The sequence below is a fragment of the Vibrio cionasavignyae genome, assembly GCF_050337155.1.
In the GTDB taxonomy this organism is placed as follows: domain Bacteria; phylum Pseudomonadota; class Gammaproteobacteria; order Enterobacterales; family Vibrionaceae; genus Vibrio; species Vibrio nomapromontoriensis.
Genome location: NZ_JAKJSR010000017.1, coordinates 84,345 through 101,238 on the forward strand (window position 1 = coordinate 84,345; position 16,894 = coordinate 101,238).

The window sequence follows — 16,894 nt, forward strand, 5'->3', positions numbered from 1 at the left end:
TATTAGTGATGGTTACTAATGATAGTTATTTAGTATGTGCTGAGTTCAGATTACTGCCAGCATAGCTACTTGCGGTGAGTAAGCTCACTTGCATAGATTCGAGCCATTCTATCTAGCTCAAGAATGCTTTCCAAGTCACTTAACACGTTATATTGGTTTGATGCACAAACCTTCGACATAACACGCTCATTTATCAGGCTAATATCTGTGAAGTTTATCCCACCAGATAAAAAGGCTTCAACCGCGACCTCATTGGCAGCGTTAATCGCTGTTGTCGCATGCTGACCTTCATAACAAGCGTCGATAGCTAAAGCAAGGCAAGGGTAACGCTCAAAATCAACCTCTAAGAAAGTCAGCTCATTCATCTTTGTAAAATCTAGAGCTGGAACACCGGCAGGTATTCGCTGTGGGTACGACATCGAGTAAGCAATCGGTGTAGCCATATCCGGCTGCCCCATTTGAGCAAGTACTGAACCATCTTGATATTGAACCATTGAGTGGATCACGGACTGAGGATGAATAATAACTTTTAGCTGTTCCTTGCTGGTATTAAACAACCATTTGGCTTCTATAAACTCCAACCCTTTATTCATCATGGTCGCAGAATCCACCGAAATTTTAGGTCCCATAGACCAATTCGGGTGAGCAATCGCTTGTGCTGGCGTCACTGAAGACAGAGTAGAAACATCGCTGTAACGGAATGGCCCGCCCGACCCCGTTAATAATATATGGTCAATTCCAGCTTGCGCTAAATTACAATAGCCAAGATCGGTTTGAATTGAATTCGGCAAGCATTGGAAGATAGCGTTATGCTCACTATCCACAGGAAGGAGCTGAGCCCCAGAAGTACGAACCGCATCAATAAATAACTGCCCAGACATGACCAAGGCTTCTTTATTGGCAAGGAGTATACGCTTACCTGCTTTAACCGCAGCCAGAGTCGGTAACAAGCCTGCAGCACCCACAATAGCAGCCATAACCATATCAACGTCATCATCTGCTGAAACCTGGCACATTGCGTCTTGTCCGAACAAAACCTGAGTATCGACCAAACCGTTTAGTTCTACTCTCAGACGTTTCGCATCACTCTCTTCTGCAACTACTGCAAATTTGGGCTGCCATTGCAGGCACAGTGCGGCCATTTTGGTCACATTTTTGCCGCCCACTAGAGCATAGATTGAGTAAAGCGAAGGGTTTTGAGCGACCACTTTAAGGGTGCTTGCGCCAATAGAGCCTGTAGCACCAAGGATGGTTAAATTTTGCATGCTAGTACAACCGCTTATCGAACATAAAGAGGGTGATGAACACCCTCTTTATGAGATTAGAAAATGAGATAAAGAAGAGCAAAAATTGGGAAGGCGGCCGTTAAACTGTCAACGCGATCCAATACGCCTCCATGACCAGGGATAATGTTGCTGCTGTCTTTTATTTTAGACACTCGCTTGAACATACTCTCAACAAGATCGCCCAACACTGAGATGACAACCGTAGCTAACGTAATAACAATCATGCTTGCTACACTGGTAAACTCAATATCAAACATAACCGAGCTTCCCCATGCCACACCTAGCGCAGCAACAATCCCCCCTAACAAACCTTCAATAGTTTTATTAGGACTCACGTGTGGCGCCATTTTTCGTTTACCCAAGCTTTTACCAGCGAAGTAAGCACCACTATCTGCCGCCCAAACAATAAGGCAAACAAACAACACGAGCTTAGCGCCGTGATAAGGGTCTTGATGGTACGACTGGGCACGAAGTATGAGTATACTCCATAAAAATGGTAGTAACGTTAATAAACCAAATAGGTGTCGTAGCAAATTAGAATGTTGCCAATAATCGGCAGATTTAGGGTATGTCATAGCAAGACCACTCGCGACTAACCACCAACTAAATCCCACACCCAATATGACAATATGTGCCAACCCAACTTGATTAAATGCTATGACGTCGACGGGAACAAGCAGTACCGATAACGCAATGGCAACCACAGGTGGCAGCATTGCGACAACGCGTGATGGCGTTAACGTAAATTGTGTCCACTCCCACGCGCCAATCAGGGTAATAGCGGCAACCGCTATCATAAACCACAAAAATGGCAGAGAGAAAATACCCCAAACCACCAGCGGAGCGAGGATTAGAGCTGTGATAATTCGTTGTTTCAAACTAAATCGTCCTTAATTGGCTTCCATTAACGCTTTGACTTGTTCTCCGGTACAACCAAAACGCCGTTCGCGATTCACAAACCAAGTGATAGCTTCCACTAAGCTGTCTTCATTGAACTCAGGCCAAAATTGTTCAGTAAAATACATTTCTGCATACGCCATTTGCCAAAGCATGAAGTTACTAATACGGCATTCGCCACTAGTACGGATAAGTAAATCAACATCCGGCAAATCCGACATTGTGACATGCTCGGATATCAACTCTTCCGTGATATCTGCAGCCTTTAACTCACCAAGCTCAACTTGGGCTGCAACTTTTTTCAGCGCCTCGGTGATATCCCATTTACCGCCATAATTGGCTGCAACATTAATCACCGTCCCCGTATTGTTAGCTGTCAACGCTTCCGCATCAGCAATTTTACGCTGTAGTCGGTCATTAAAACGGGTGGTATCACCAATAATGCGAAGTCGTAGATTATTCTTATGCAATTTTTTGATTTCACTAGATAGAACTGTGATAAACAGCTCCATTAGCAAGCCTACTTCTTCTTCAGGTCGTCGCCAGTTTTCACTACTGAACGCAAAAAGAGTGATGGCTTTAATCTCTAGCTTAGCGGCTGCCGAAATGGTTTTCCGAACCGCAGAAACGCCTTTCTTATGTCCAAATACACGTGGTTTTCCCTTAGATTTTGCCCAACGTCCATTACCATCCATGATGATAGCAATGTGTTGAGGAAGGGAATCATTGAAGACTTCTGAGTTCTGCATAAAAGAGTTTAGTAATAATTTGGGACAAACAGAGTAGCATAAAAAAACGCTGTGCTGTCAGCACAGCGTTTTTCGCAGGTGCAAGTGGTTAAGAATTAAACTTCCATTAACTCTTTTTCTTTTGCTGCTAATGTGTCATCTACATTTTTCACAGCAATGTCAGTCAGTTTTTGGATCTCATCTTGCGCTTTACGATCTTCGTCTTCAGAGATCTCTTTGTCTTTTAATAGTGCTTTAAGGTCACCATTTGCATCACGACGAATATTACGGATAGCCACACGACCACCTTCAGCTTCACCACGAACAATCTTAACAAGGTCCTTACGACGTTCTTCTGTTAGCGGTGGTAGCGGTACACGAATAACCGTACCTGCAGACATAGGGTTTAAACCTAAATCTGACATTAGAATCGCTTTTTCAACTTTTTGCGTCAGCTCTTTATCAAATACTGTGATAGCAAGAGTACGTGCATCTTCAGCAATAACGTTAGCAACCTGGTTCAAAGGCGTTGGTGCGCCATAGTACTCAACAGAAAGACCTTGAAGTAGGCTTGGGTGCGCACGACCTGTACGAATTTTTGATAGATTGTTTTTCAGTGCTTCAACACTTTTTTCCATACGCTCTTGAGCGTCTTGCTTAATTTCGTTAATCACAATATCACCTTAATAATGTGAACCTAAATGCGAATCCGCATTTAGGTCGTTTTCGATAATTTCTAGCGACAGAGTCTACTATTATTCTACGTCACTGATAAGTGTGCCTTCCGCCTCACCCATCACAACTCGACGAAGTGCACCTGGCTTATTCATGTTGAACACGCGAATCGGCATTTTATGATCACGCGCCAGAGTAAATGCAGCTAAGTCCATAACCTTAAGTTCTTTATCTAGAACGGTATTGTAGGCAAGCTTATCATATAATTCTGCATCTGGGTTAGCGACTGGGTCAGCACTGAATACACCATCTACTTTTGTCGCTTTTAGTACCACATCAGCTTCAATTTCAATACCGCGCAAACAAGCTGCAGAATCAGTAGTAAAGAACGGGTTACCAGTACCAGCTGAGAAGATAACAACACGACCTTGTCTTAGTTCACGGATAGCATCCGCCCAGTTGTAATCATCACACACACCCTTAAGTGGGATTGCTGACATCACACGCGCATTCACGTAAGCACGGTGCAATGCATCACGCATTGCTAAGCCGTTCATTACCGTCGCCAACATACCCATGTGGTCGCCCACAACACGGTTCATACCCGCTGCAGCAAGACCTGCGCCACGGAAAAGGTTGCCGCCGCCAATCACGACACCAACTTGAACGCCCAGCTCCACCAATTCTTTCACTTCTTGAGCCATGCGCTCTAAGATAGATGGATCAATACCAAAGCCTTCTTCGCCTTGCAGCGCTTCACCACTGAGTTTTAACAGAATACGTTGATACGCTGGTTTTGGGTTCGTTGTCATGGAGTTCACCTTCCAAAGAGAGTTGTCGATTAACGGTCATGGATTAAGATTCATTACTAATATAGCACTTGTGACATCTAGCTCTTGTAACATCTAGCCCTTACGAAACGTAGCAATGCTGATGCTAGCCAAGCAAATCTCAATTCATGACGGTTAAAAAATTACCACCTAGTCTACTCGCAAAAAGACCGCAGCCTTGGCTACGGTCTTTATATCAACGAGACAGAGAAGGATTAACCTTTCTGTACCGCAGCTACTTCGTCAGCGAAGCTCATTTCAGCTGCTTTCTCGATACCTTCACCAACTTCTAAACGTACGAAGTTAGTTACTGTAGCGCCTTTCTCTTTCAAGATTTCGCCAACAGTTTTCTTAGGTTCCATGATGAAAGCTTGACCTGTTAGAGAGATTTCGCCCGTGAATTTCTTCATGCGGCCGATAACCATTTTCTCAGCGATCTCTTGTGGCTTGCCTTCGTTCATTGCGATTTCAACTTGAACCGCTTGCTCTTTAGCAACTACATCTGCAGGTACGTCAGAAGGGTTTACGAACTCAGGCTTAGATGCTGCAACGTGCATAGCAACGTGCTTGATCGTTTCTGCGTCAGCTTCACCAGCTACAACAACACCGATACGGTCGCCGTGGCGGTAAGAACCAACGTTTGTGCCTTCGATGAATGCAACGCGACGGATGCTGATGTTCTCACCGATTTTAGTTACTAGAGCAATACGTGCATCTTCAAATTTAGCTTGAAGAGCAGCAGCGTCTAGTTTCTCAGCTAGAGCAGCGTCAGCTACTTCGTTAGCGAATGCAAGGAAGCTTGCATCTTTTGCTACGAAGTCAGTTTGGCAGTTCACTTCAACAAGAGCAGCAACGCCAGCATCTTCTTTAATGATAATTGTGCCTTCAGCAGCTACGTTGCCTGCTTTTTTAGCAGCTTTAGCCGCACCACTTTTACGCATGTTTTCAATTGCTAATTCGATATCAGCATTTGCTTCAACAAGCGCTTTTTTACATTCCATCATGCCAGCGGCTGTGCGCTCGCGAAGTTCTTTTACAAGAGCAGCAGTAACAGTTGCCATTCTTAAATCCTCAGTTGATTCTACACAAGGTAAAAATCAGGGGCTCTCATTGGGCCCCTGATGCTAACTATAACTTAGTTTATATGAAAACTAGACGTCGCCCAAAACTAAGTGTGACTTATAGTCGCTATTATTCAGCTTCTTCTACGAAACCGTCTTTCTCAGCAGCTACAGCAGCAACATCTTTGTTACGACCTTCTTTAACCGCGTCTGCAGCAGCATTTAGGTAAAGCTGTACTGCACGGATTGCATCGTCATTACCAGGAATGATGAAGTCAACGCCGTCTGGGTTAGAGTTAGTATCAACTACAGCGTAAACTGGGATACCTAGGTTGTTTGCTTCTTTAACAGCGATGTGCTCGTGATCAGCATCGATTACGAATAGTGCGTCAGGAAGACCGCCCATGTTCTTGATACCACCAAGAGACTTCTCTAGCTTCTCCATTTCGCGAGTACGCATTAGAGCTTCTTTCTTAGTGATTTTCTCGAAAGTACCGTCTTGAGCTTGCGCTTCGTATTCTTTAAGACGCTTGATAGACTGACGAACTGTTTTGTAGTTCGTTAGCATGCCGCCCAACCAACGGTTGTTCACGTAGTACTGGTTGCTGTTGATTGCAGCTTCTTTAACAGCTTCAGACGCAGCGCGCTTAGTACCAACAAAAAGAACTTTACCTTTTTTCTCACCGATTTTAGCTAGCTCAGCTAGTGCATCGTTGAACATAGGTACAGTTTTTTCTAGGTTGATGATATGAACTTTGTTACGAGCACCAAAGATGAATGGCTTCATTTTTGGGTTCCAGTAACGAGTTTGGTGACCGAAGTGAACACCAGCTTTAAGCATATCGCGCATTGATACAGTTGCCATTTTAAAATCCTCTATGGGGTTAGGCCTCCACATTTCCCATGAATCCGACTTGGTATGAATGATTACTCAAGCACCCCGGAACATGTGACGAAATGTGTGTGATTTAAATTAAAGTTAATGAGAAAACAAAGGCAGCTCGCCGCAAGGGAGAAACTGACTCTATATTCTGGCGCGCTTTATACCATATTTTGCTACCTCAATGCCAGAAAAATCACAATAATTGAGCAAATTCGAACCACTAAGGAACAGCGTAAATAGCTAAACTGAACTACCGTTATCAGTACAACAATCTTAGAAACGAGTTTTATTCTTGTTGCGCTTAATCTCGTCGTTGTTAGAATAACGCGTCAAATTAGAGAGTAGAGAACACAAATGTCTATCAAAATCAAAACTGAAGCTGAAATCGAAAGAATGCGTATCGCAGGTAAACTTGCGGCCGAGCTTTTAGAAATGATCGAGCCCCACGTCAAAGAGGGCGCGACTACCGAGGAGCTTGATAGAATTTGTGCTGACTACACACGAGAGAACGGCGCATATTCCGCTCCTCTCGACTACCATGGTTATCCAAAGTCTATCTGTACTTCTATCAACCATATCGTTTGCCACGGTATTCCTGCAGATAACGATGCCATGGGAACAACTGGCAAAACAAAGCCTGCTGTACTTAAGAGCGGTGATATCGTCAACGTTGATGTCACCGTCATCATCCCAAATGATGACAATGCCTCACTCGATACTCGACCAGAAGGCTATCACGGCGACACATCAAAGATGTTCTTAATTGGTGATGTTTCTCCAGCAGATAAACGCCTATGCATGGTGGCTCAAGAGGCGCTGTATTTAGGTATGAAAACCGTTAAGCCTGGCTCAACGGTTGGCGCTATTGGTACTGAGATCGAGAAGTACATTAAGACCAATAATAAAAACAACCCTCGCGCAAAATTCTCAATCGTAAAAGATTTTTGTGGTCACGGTATTGGCTCTGAATTCCACGAAGAGCCTCAGGTTGTTCACTATAAAAATGCCGATCGCCGCGTGTTAAAAGAAGGCATGGTGTTTACCATTGAGCCAATGATTAATGCAGGCAAATTTGGTTGTAGCATCGACGCCGATGACGACTGGACTGTCTACACTGGTGACGGCAAGAACTCAGCACAGTGGGAGCATACGATAGTCGTGACTAAGACAGGTTGTGAAGTCCTAACACTGAGAGCGGAGGAAACCATTCCTCGCCATATGAACAACGCCTAATTGCTCCATCATTCCGTCTTTTAAAAATATCCTCACAACGTGAGGATATTTTTTTATCTTCACCATTTTGGTATAACCGTAGTTAGACTTTTCTTTTTGCTTGCACGGATTGCGCCTTTTATGACTTTTCAGACGCCCACAACTCTCAGCGATGAACAGCTGACGGTTGAAGAACTCAAAGCCCAGTTGGATACCTTTTCCGACCATCAAAAGTACGAGTTTTTAAATCACCACCCCATCGCAGATTTGATTCTTGGTCGTTCAGACTATATTGATTTATTACTTAACCGACTTTGGCAGCACAGTGGTCTTAACAACCAGACCAACCTTGCATTGGTCGCGGTCGGTGGTTATGGCAGGGGTGAACTTCACCCACTTTCTGACATCGATATTCTGTTTGTCTCTCGTAATAAGCTCACGCCAGCGCTAGAAACTACCGTCAGTGAATTCATCACGTTATTATGGGACTTACGATTAGAGGTCGGTCATGCGGTTCGAACGGTCGCAGAGTGCGTTGAAATAGGACAGTCAGATCTTACGGTCGCAACCAATCTACAAGAAGCAAGATTGCTATGTGGTAGTGAGGATACGTTTTCACAACTGAAAAACGTCGTGGATTCCGACACTTTTTGGACATCAGAAGACTTTTATCGAGCAAAAATAAACGAACAAAAAACCCGTCACTCGAAGTATCACGATACCACTTACAATTTAGAGCCCGATATCAAATCTACACCCGGCGGTCTGAGGGACATCCATACTCTAAGTTGGGTAGCTCGTCGCCACTTTGGCGCCACGTCTTTATTTGAAATGAGCCGTTTTGGCTTTCTCACTGATGCGGAATATCGCGAGTTGGTCGAATGTCAGAATTTCTTATGGCGCGTGCGCTTTGCCCTGCATATCGAACTCAGACGTTATGACAATCGACTCACCTTTGGTCATCAAGCCCAAGTTGCAGAAAGCCTTGGCTTTGTCGGTGAAGGCAACATTGCCGTCGAAATGATGATGAAAGAGTTCTATCGCACGCTAAGACGTGTCGCTGAACTCAATAAAATGCTGTTAAAACTATTCGACCAAGCCATCATCAACAAAGGACAAATTGTTGCCGCTGAAATCCTCGATAGTGACTTTCAACGTCGGGGGCACCTAATCGAGGCCAGGAAACCCGCTCTGTTCCAAGCGCGTCCAGAAACCATCTTGGATATGTTTATCCACATTGCCAACGATTCAAGCATCGAAGGCGTTAGCCCAGCTACGCTGCGACAGCTGCGTACTGCTCGTCGTCGGTTAAATAAGTTTCTACATGAGATTCCCGCGGCGCGAGACAAGTTTATGGATCTTGTCCGTCACCCCAACGCCCTCCACCGAGCTTTCCGGTTGATGCATAAGTTAGGGGTGTTAGCGGCCTATCTGCCACAGTGGAGCCAAATTGTTGGCCAGATGCAATTCGACCTGTTCCATGTTTATACCGTCGATGAGCACAGTATCCGATTGCTCAACCACATCCATACCTTTAGTTTGGAAGAAAACTATTCTAAGCACCCTATCTGCTGCGAAGTCTATCCAAGAATGCAAAAGAAAGAACTGCTGATCCTCGCGGCTATTTTTCATGATATCGGTAAGGGTCGCGGTGGGGATCACTCTGAAATTGGCGCGGTTGAAGCATTCGAGTTTTGCATTGAACATGGGCTGTCAAAACCTGAAGCCAAGTTAGTCTCATGGCTGGTGCAAAGTCACCTGTTAATGTCAGTCACCGCGCAAAGACGCGATATTTACGATCCAGACGTGATCATTGAATTTGCCAAAAAAGTACGTGATGAAGAATATTTGGAATACTTGGTCTGCCTCACCGTGGCCGACATTTGTGCCACTAACCCTGAACTCTGGAACAGTTGGAAACGAACGCTCCTCGCGGAGTTATTTCACTCCACCCAACGCGTATTAAGACGAGGGCTTGAAAACCCCGTTGATGTTCGAGACCGTATTCGCCACAACCAACAACTCGCCTCTGCATTGCTAAGAAAGCAAGGCTTTGCTGCCCGTGAAATTGAAGTCTTGTGGCAACGATTTAAAGCGGATTACTTCCTACGCCATACTCACAAACAAATCGCCTGGCATTGTGAGCATATTTTAAACTCCGAAGACCAATCTAAACCGCTGGTGTTGATGAGTAAAAAGGCCACACGGGGCGGCACTGAAGTTTTTGTTTACAGCAAAGACCAACCCGCTCTATTTGCGACAGTGGTCGCTGAGCTCGATCGACGTAATTTTAATGTCCACGACGCACAAATCATGACGAGTAAAGACGGTTATGTTCTCGATACGTTTATGGTACTCGATCATCACAGTAAAAAAATCGATACCACTCGTCACTCAGCTGTCATTAAGCACTTAATACGAGTACTTGAAAGTGGCAAGCCAACCAAAATAAAGGCGCGCCGTGCACCGCGAAACTTAAAACATTTCAACGTAAAAACCAAAGTGGACTTTCTACCAACGAAAAGTAAGAAGCGGACATTAATGGAACTCGTCGCACTCGATGCACCTGGCTTACTTGCGAAGGTAGGTGCTACATTCGCACAGTGTGATATAAGCCTCCATGCTGCCAAAATCACGACCATTGGCGAGCGCGCAGAAGATCTATTCATTTTAACCAGCGCCAGTGGAGGACGCCTTTCTGAAGAGGAAGAAGAAGCATTGAAACAGAAACTGCACGACACCATTTCAGAACAAATATCGGCCTAATGGCAAAATTTTCAATCTAAAAAGCTAGGTTCTATTATGAACCTAGCTTTCCCTACTTATTTAGAATGAATATTAAGCGATCTCCCCCACATTTCTTCTTAATCGTTCAACTTATCAACTATCTACCACACCAATAGACTGCTACATTTGTACTTAGAACACACAATGAAAGAGGTAAACTATGTATCCAAACCTCACGAGTTTAGGCATTCATGAACCTAAACAAATTGAGCGTTACTCAATTCGACAAGAAGCGCACAAGGATGTGTTAAAAATATATTTTCGTAAACAGAAAGGCGAACTGTTTGCTAAGAGTGTTAAGTTCAAATACCCAAGGCAAGTTAAAAACGTCAGGGTAAATAGCAGCAGCCAAAGCTATAAAGAAGTCACAGAGATCAACCGCAACTTAACCTTAGTCATTGATGAGCTCAACAAAATCACTAAGCCCGTTGAGGTGGCAGAAGTCGATGTGAAACAAAAAATCCTATCTGATCTTCGTCACTTAGAAAAAGTCGTCTCTGGTAAAATTGCAGAGATTGAAGCCGATTTAGAAAAACTAAAATAACACCCTTCAACAAAAAAATGCTCCCAATTGGGAGCATTTTTATTTTGATAACGCTGTACCACCGACCATTAACTAAGGCGTGTAGTACGTCGCGGCACCAGGGCCAACAGGTAAGCCAAATACGAATACCCAAATATAGAACAGTACACTCCAGCCTACTAAGAAGCAGATAGAGTACGGCAGCATCGTGGCGATCAAAGTACCAATACCAAGGTTCTTCATGTAGCGTGTCGCTACCGCTAAGATAAGGCCGAAGTAGCTCATCATTGGTGTGATGATATTCGTCGTCGAATCACCAATACGATATGCCGCTTGAATCGTCTCAGGCGCGTAGCCAACCAACATTAACATTGGTACAAAGATCGGTGCAGTTACTGCCCACTGAGCAGATGCAGAACCAATCATAAGGTTGATAAAGCCACACATAAGAATGAAGGCAAAGAACAACGCCGGACCAGTCAAACCAATGGTTTGTAAGAAATCAGCACCGCCTACCGCAAATACCTGACCAAAGTTTGTCCACTTAAAGAATGCAACAAACTGAGCCGCAAAAAATACCAGCACTATGTACATGCCCATTGAAGACATCGATTTAGACATAGCATTGATTACATCACGATCGTTATTCATGGTTCCTGTTACTTTACCGTAAACAAAACCAGGAATAGCAAAGAAAACAAAGATAAACGCGACGATACTCTTCAAGAAAGGTGAACCTGCCACTTCTCCCGTAGCAGAACGAAGTACACCGTTCGCAGGAACGATCGTCGAAGCAATCACAGCACTCACAATCAGTACCGCAAGACCGGCCATTTTTAGACCTTTCTTTTCAACATCAGACAGTTTACCCATACGGTCGTTGGATAAGTCTTCAGCCGCCTCTTCTTCATTGTATTTACCCAACTTCGGCTCAACAATTTTCTCGGTAACAAATGCACCAGTAATTGAGATGAAGAAAGTAGACACAAACATAAAGTACCAGTTTGACTCTGGGCCAACGGTGTAAGTTGGGTCAATCATTTGTGCTGCTGTCTCAGTAATGCCTGAAAGCAACGGATCCACCGTACCAATTAATAGGTTTGCAGAATAGCCACCAGACACACCGGCAAATGCGGCTGCTAGGCCAGCTAGAGGGTGGCGCCCTAGAGAGTGGAATAGCATCGCAGCGAGTGGAATTAGAACCACATAGCCAAGCTCTGAAGCGGTATTAGAGATAATGCCTGCAAAAACTACCGTTACAGTAACCATGCGTTGAGACGCGCCCATAACCAGGCCACGCATTGCAGCAGACAACATGCCAGAGTGTTCAGCAATCGCAACACCAAGCATGGCAACCAACACAGTTCCTAAAGGAGCAAAGCCAGTAAAGTTCTTAACAAGGTTAGTAACGATAAGCTGTAAGCCCTCAGCATTGAATAAGCTGACAACTTTGATCATTCCATCAGCAGCACGACCAGGTGCGCCTTCTGGGCGAGGGTCGACAACCGCAACGTCAAAGTAACCGGCAATACCAGACATGACTAAAATGGCGACACAGAATATAGCGAAAAGTGTGATTGGGTGGGGTAATAAATTCCCCAAATATTCAACGCCGTCTAAAAAACGGGTAAATATCGGCTTTTTTGGTTTGTTGTGTTTCATTGCGGCAGATGAACTCATCTGTCCCCTCCTTTTATTATATTGTCCTGGCTTATTTAACAAAGCTATCGTCCTTTTCTGACAACTTTGTAAAAAGCAGGCGAAGGGTACGTGACCAAAAGCGCAATTAAAAGCCCAATATGTTGCTAAATGTAAAATTAGCGCAATATTCAACCAGTCGATTTAATAGCAATCAATCATATATACTGATATCTATATCAATTAAAAAATAACATTCTTATGACAAATGCGTTTTTTGATCAACACACCAATATGTTATACGCCAAACTTGCCTCTCGCCTCCTATTGAAAACCCCAAGCACATCTGAAATGATGAATCTTTAATTTTGTGACCTAAAGTGACGCCTTTGACCTACCACATTGAACCGATTGGCATTATCAGCTCGCCTTATAAAGAAAAATTTGCCGTGCCGAGACAACCGCGCCTCGTCTCTTCTGCGACTGCGACCGTAACACTGCAGGGGCAAGCAAACTGCCAAGAGGCCATTAAAGGCATCGAGCAATTCTCTCATCTGTGGTTGCTGTTTTTATTCGATCAAAACATCGACGCGGGCTGGAAGCCAACGGTTCGCCCCCCTCGCCTTGGAGGCAATGAAAGAATGGGAGTGTTAGCTACTCGTTCTACTTTTAGACCCAATGGTATCGGCATGTCCGCAGTTGAACTAAAAGGCGTTGAACAGCAGGGTTCACAAACCTTAATACATATCGGCAGCGTTGATTTAGTTGATGGAACGCCCATCGTTGATATCAAACCCTACATCCCTTACTCAGATGCCATTCCTCAAGCGCAAGGCGGCTATGCTTCCGATGAACCTGAACTCATTGATGTCCAGTTTTCGAGCAGTATCGAATCTGTCTTTAATCAGCGACAAGATGGCGAGCACCGACGTCAGGTGATATCACAGGTTCTCGCTCAAGATCCTAGGCCTGCATATAAAAAAGGCAAACCGGACAATAAAGAGTATGGAGTGAAACTGTACGACTGGAATATTAAATTCAAAATAATAGATGAATCAGCATTAGTTACCGCGATTGAACCTTTGTAGAACGGCAATACGCTGATATCATAGTCGGCTTAACTCGATTTAAGCGATGGCTTGAATCTCTTACAATCATGATGAAACGGATACCATAGAATGCGTACCAGTAACTACCTTCTTTCCACTTTGAAAGAAACTCCAAACGACGCAGAAGTTATCAGCCACCAGCTGATGCTACGTGCAGGTATGATCCGTAAGCTAGCTTCAGGTTTATATACTTGGCTACCTACTGGTCTACGTGTACTGCGTAAAGTAGAAAATATCGTTCGCCAAGAGATCGATAATGCCGGTGCCGTTGAAATCTTGATGCCCGTCGTTCAACCGTTTGAGCTTTGGGAAGAGACTGGTCGCAGCGAGAAAATGGGGCCGGAACTGCTTCGTTTCACCGACCGCCACTCTCGTCCGTTTGTACTTAGCCCTACAGCGGAAGAAGTCGTCACAAGCCTAGTTCGCAACGAGATTAGCTCTTACAAGCAGCTTCCTCTAAACCTGTACCAAATCCAAACTAAATTCCGCGATGAACGCCGCCCTCGTTTTGGCGTAATGCGTGCTCGCGAATTCTCTATGATGGATGCGTACAGCTTTGATATCGACAAAGACGGTCTAGAGCAATCTTACCAAGCCATGCACGATGCTTACTGTAAAGCCTTCGACCGCATGGGCCTTGAGTACCGTCCAGTATTGGCAGACTCTGGCGCAATCGGCGGCAGCGGCTCTCAAGAGTTCCACGTTCTTGCTGAAAGCGGCGAAGACCTCATCGCCTTCTCTTCTGAATCGGATTACGCAGCGAACATCGAAAAAGCCGAAGCACTCGCCCCTGCAACTGACGCGGCTGCGCCGACTCAAGAGATGGAACTGGTTGATACACCAAACGCAAAAACAATCGCAGAGCTGGTTGAGCAACACGGTCTAGCAATCGAGAAAACAGTTAAGACTCTGTTCGTTAAAGCTTCTGATGAAGTAGATGCCGATATCATTGCTCTTATCATCCGTGGTGATCATGAACTTAACGAAGTGAAAGCAGAAAACCTCCCACAGGTTGCTTCTCCACTAGAAATGGCTGATGAAGCTGCAATTCGTGCACTGGTTGGTGCTGGTCCGGGTTCACTTGGCCCTGTTGGCTTAGAGCTACCATTCATCGTTGACCGCTCTGTTGCAGTAATGAGCGACTTCGGCGCTGGCGCAAACGTAGACGGTAAGCATTACTTCGGCATCAACTGGGGTCGTGACGTTGAGCTTGCTCAAGTTGAAGACCTACGTAACGTTGTTGAAGGCGACCTTAGCCCATGTGGTCAAGGCACTATCCAACTTAAGCGTGGTATCGAAGTGGGTCATATTTTCCAACTGGGCACTAACTACTCAGAGAAAATGAACTGTAACGTTCTTGGTCCTGACGGTAAGAGCGTAACACTAGAGATGGGTTGTTACGGCATTGGTGTATCACGTGTTGTTGCCTCCGCTATCGAGCAAAACCACGATAAATTCGGCATCGTATGGCCAGACGCCCTTGCCCCTTTCCAAGTGGCGATTGTGCCAATGAACATGCATAAATCAGAGCGTGTGAAGGAAGCGGCTGAGAAGCTATACGCTGAATTAACGGCTATGGGTATCGAAGTCCTGTTTGATGACCGTAAAGAGCGCCCTGGTGTGATGTTTAAAGATATCGAACTTATCGGTATTCCACACACCATCGTTATTGGTGACCGTAGCATGGACGAAGGCAACTTCGAATATAAGAACCGTCGCAATGGCGAGAAAGCACCAATTGCTATCTCAGACATCGTTGAGCATGTCAAAGCGCAATTAGCGTAACGCTATACCGCAATTGATCAGCGCAACTGATCATCGCAAATGAAACGACCTCGGTCGTAGAAGGCAGCCTATTGGCTGCCTTTTTAATGCCGATAAACAAACCGACCTGATCTTCATCTTCATCTTCATCTTCATCTTCAGTTCAGATTCACTCTATTACCATCATAGATATGACGTGCCAATCGCATTAGATCTTAAGCACGAACCGCTCGAAAACCTAAATTCTACTCATATATTTTGGAGAATACGATGGATCTGAAATCACTACTTAATCAAGCACTCAAATCAGATGTCGTGAGTAAAGCGACCCAAAAAGCCTCTCAGTCATCATCGAGCCTTAGCTCTGCTCTCAGTGACAAGAAAACCATGGGTGCATTAGGTGCAGGGGCCGTCGGCGGCGGCTTACTTGGTATGCTAATGGGATCGAAGAAAACCAAAAAAATTGGCAAAACAGCACTAGGCGTTGGCAGCGCTGCCGCCCTTGGCGCTCTGGCATTTAAGATTTACAACGATTGGGATAAAAAGAATGCCTCAGATTCACAAGGGGCAACCATCAATGAATTTGCCAATACCAATCATGAAGAAATCGTTCTCAAAGCCATGATTGGGGCAGCCAAAGCCGATGGTCATATTGATGAAGCAGAAATGAGTAAAATTGACCAAGCGCTACAACGAATGCATGCCGACGCTCATCTTCAGGCATTAGTTCAAGCTGAAATCGCAAAACCGCTTGATCCTAGCTATATTGCGCAGCTTTCACACTCACCAGAGCAAGGAGCGGAAATTTATCTTGCGAGTTTACTTGTAGTGGATGAACAAAACTTTATGGAAAAAGCCTACTTACAAGAACTGGCAAAACAACTTCAGCTTCCACCAGAACTAGTCAGCAAACTCGAAGAACAAGTATTTTAAGTCGAAGATAACAAAGGCCTTAAGGGTGTATACTCGACCCGTGAAAAACGTGCATAAAAAAACCGCTGATACTTCAGCGGTTTTTCATTGGTACCTATCAACGAATCAAAGCTCGTCAACCGTACTAGAAACTATTACTCTTCGTCTTCTTGCTCAGCGCTATCTTGGCGAGCGGCAGCTTTTACTGCTTTTAGAGCTTCTTTCGCGTGCTCTTTGGCTTCTTTCTCTTTACGAGCTTCAGATTTACGAGCATTACGTTCAGCTTGGCTTGCAATAAAGCCTTGCAGCTCTTTTTCTGCCCAAGCTTGTGCTAATTCTTCGCTTTCAAAACCCATCTCACGCTTAGATACTACCGTTCTACGAGAGGTTACTTGGCGAGTAATTTCTGCAGACCAACCATTGCGCTTTTCCGTTAGACGGATAGCAAATTTTTTATTTTCAGACATTTAGATGATTCCTAAGGGTTTTGTTAAGGGATGTTCCAACATAATTATCATTACTTTGTCAGCCATCCCTAAGCCAGCGCGGTATTAGAACACAATTAGTTCAATTACGCTCCACTATTTTT

Annotated in this window: 15 protein-coding genes; 6 read left to right on the forward strand and 9 right to left on the reverse strand. The window is 44.7% G+C overall.

What is annotated here, in order from left to right; translation table 11 throughout:
* Positions 1-65: 65 nt before the first annotated feature.
* The 7 genes from ispC to rpsB all read right to left on the reverse strand — a co-directional run bounded on the left by ispC (position 66) and on the right by rpsB (position 6,342).
* Positions 66-1,265 carry a 1-deoxy-D-xylulose-5-phosphate reductoisomerase gene (ispC, locus tag L4D74_RS13840; RefSeq protein WP_428752650.1) on the reverse strand — a complete coding sequence of 400 codons (1,200 nt, stop codon included), beginning with the start codon at positions 1,263-1,265 and terminating at the stop codon, positions 66-68.
* 56 nt (positions 1,266-1,321) lie between these two features.
* Positions 1,322-2,164: a phosphatidate cytidylyltransferase gene (locus L4D74_RS13845; RefSeq protein WP_428752651.1), complete on the reverse strand. Its 843-nt coding sequence runs from the start codon at positions 2,162-2,164 to the stop codon at positions 1,322-1,324.
* A 12-nt stretch (positions 2,165-2,176) separates the two neighbouring features.
* Positions 2,177-2,932, reverse strand: a complete 756-nt coding sequence (uppS, locus tag L4D74_RS13850; protein WP_428752653.1) for an undecaprenyl pyrophosphate synthase — start codon at positions 2,930-2,932, stop codon at positions 2,177-2,179.
* Between the two features lie 95 nt (positions 2,933-3,027).
* A complete protein-coding gene (frr, locus tag L4D74_RS13855; protein ID WP_250618337.1) occupies positions 3,028-3,585 on the reverse strand; it encodes a ribosome recycling factor in 558 nt (185 codons plus the stop codon).
* 81 nt (positions 3,586-3,666) lie between these two features.
* Positions 3,667-4,398: a UMP kinase gene (gene pyrH, locus L4D74_RS13860; protein ID WP_428752654.1), complete on the reverse strand. Its 732-nt coding sequence runs from the start codon at positions 4,396-4,398 to the stop codon at positions 3,667-3,669.
* 233 nt (positions 4,399-4,631) lie between these two features.
* Positions 4,632-5,477 (reverse strand): translation elongation factor Ts, encoded by an 846-nt coding sequence (gene tsf, locus L4D74_RS13865; RefSeq protein WP_265674519.1) that lies wholly within the window; start codon positions 5,475-5,477, stop codon positions 4,632-4,634.
* 130 nt (positions 5,478-5,607) lie between these two features.
* Positions 5,608-6,342, reverse strand: coding sequence for a 30S ribosomal protein S2 (gene rpsB, locus L4D74_RS13870; protein ID WP_428752655.1), 735 nt, complete (start codon positions 6,340-6,342; stop codon positions 5,608-5,610).
* Between the two features lie 372 nt (positions 6,343-6,714).
* On the opposite strand from rpsB, the gene map reads away from it, so the two are divergent.
* The 3 genes from map (at position 6,715) to L4D74_RS13885 (ending at position 10,903) form a co-directional block, all read left to right on the forward strand.
* Positions 6,715-7,593, forward strand: a complete 879-nt coding sequence (map, locus tag L4D74_RS13875) for a type I methionyl aminopeptidase (RefSeq protein ID WP_428752657.1) — start codon at positions 6,715-6,717, stop codon at positions 7,591-7,593.
* Between the two features lie 120 nt (positions 7,594-7,713).
* On the forward strand, positions 7,714-10,338 hold the full coding sequence (glnD, locus tag L4D74_RS13880; RefSeq protein ID WP_428752659.1) for a bifunctional uridylyltransferase/uridylyl-removing protein GlnD: 2,625 nt from the start codon (positions 7,714-7,716) through the stop codon (positions 10,336-10,338).
* Between the two features lie 181 nt (positions 10,339-10,519).
* On the forward strand, positions 10,520-10,903 hold the full coding sequence (locus tag L4D74_RS13885; RefSeq protein WP_265674516.1) for a DUF3461 family protein: 384 nt from the start codon (positions 10,520-10,522) through the stop codon (positions 10,901-10,903).
* A gap of 72 nt (positions 10,904-10,975) precedes the next feature.
* Here L4D74_RS13885 and L4D74_RS13890 read toward each other — a convergent pair whose 3' ends face one another.
* A complete protein-coding gene (locus L4D74_RS13890; protein WP_428752660.1) occupies positions 10,976-12,562 on the reverse strand; it encodes an AbgT family transporter in 1,587 nt (528 codons plus the stop codon).
* A 347-nt stretch (positions 12,563-12,909) separates the two neighbouring features.
* Between L4D74_RS13890 and tsaA the strand changes: the two genes are divergently transcribed.
* The 3 genes from tsaA (at position 12,910) to L4D74_RS13905 (ending at position 16,326) form a co-directional block, all read left to right on the forward strand.
* Positions 12,910-13,608 (forward strand): tRNA (N6-threonylcarbamoyladenosine(37)-N6)-methyltransferase TrmO, encoded by a 699-nt coding sequence (tsaA, locus tag L4D74_RS13895; protein ID WP_428752662.1) that lies wholly within the window; start codon positions 12,910-12,912, stop codon positions 13,606-13,608.
* A gap of 90 nt (positions 13,609-13,698) precedes the next feature.
* Positions 13,699-15,414 (forward strand): proline--tRNA ligase, encoded by a 1,716-nt coding sequence (locus tag L4D74_RS13900; protein ID WP_428752663.1) that lies wholly within the window; start codon positions 13,699-13,701, stop codon positions 15,412-15,414.
* Positions 15,415-15,663: 249 nt separating this feature from the next.
* Positions 15,664-16,326, forward strand: a complete 663-nt coding sequence (locus L4D74_RS13905; RefSeq protein ID WP_428752665.1) for a tellurite resistance TerB family protein — start codon at positions 15,664-15,666, stop codon at positions 16,324-16,326.
* A 134-nt stretch (positions 16,327-16,460) separates the two neighbouring features.
* Here L4D74_RS13905 and L4D74_RS13910 read toward each other — a convergent pair whose 3' ends face one another.
* Positions 16,461-16,772 (reverse strand): DUF3622 domain-containing protein, encoded by a 312-nt coding sequence (locus L4D74_RS13910; protein ID WP_265674511.1) that lies wholly within the window; start codon positions 16,770-16,772, stop codon positions 16,461-16,463.
* Positions 16,773-16,894 lie beyond the last annotated feature (122 nt).

Coding starts and splice junctions, on each gene's coding strand:
- ispC (WP_428752650.1), bottom strand. CDS start 1,265: ATGCAAAATTTAACCATCCTTGGTGCTACAGGCTCTATTGGCGCAAGC.
- uppS (WP_428752653.1), bottom strand. CDS start 2,932: ATGCAGAACTCAGAAGTCTTCAATGATTCCCTTCCTCAACACATTGCT.
- pyrH (WP_428752654.1), bottom strand. CDS start 4,398: ATGACAACGAACCCAAAACCAGCGTATCAACGTATTCTGTTAAAACTC.
- tsf (WP_265674519.1), bottom strand. CDS start 5,477: ATGGCAACTGTTACTGCTGCTCTTGTAAAAGAACTTCGCGAGCGCACA.
- rpsB (WP_428752655.1), bottom strand. CDS start 6,342: ATGGCAACTGTATCAATGCGCGATATGCTTAAAGCTGGTGTTCACTTC.
- map (WP_428752657.1), top strand. CDS start 6,715: ATGTCTATCAAAATCAAAACTGAAGCTGAAATCGAAAGAATGCGTATC.
- glnD (WP_428752659.1), top strand. CDS start 7,714: ATGACTTTTCAGACGCCCACAACTCTCAGCGATGAACAGCTGACGGTT.
- L4D74_RS13885 (WP_265674516.1), top strand. CDS start 10,520: ATGTATCCAAACCTCACGAGTTTAGGCATTCATGAACCTAAACAAATT.
- L4D74_RS13890 (WP_428752660.1), bottom strand. CDS start 12,562: ATGAGTTCATCTGCCGCAATGAAACACAACAAACCAAAAAAGCCGATA.
- L4D74_RS13900 (WP_428752663.1), top strand. CDS start 13,699: ATGCGTACCAGTAACTACCTTCTTTCCACTTTGAAAGAAACTCCAAAC.
- L4D74_RS13905 (WP_428752665.1), top strand. CDS start 15,664: ATGGATCTGAAATCACTACTTAATCAAGCACTCAAATCAGATGTCGTG.
- L4D74_RS13910 (WP_265674511.1), bottom strand. CDS start 16,772: ATGTCTGAAAATAAAAAATTTGCTATCCGTCTAACGGAAAAGCGCAAT.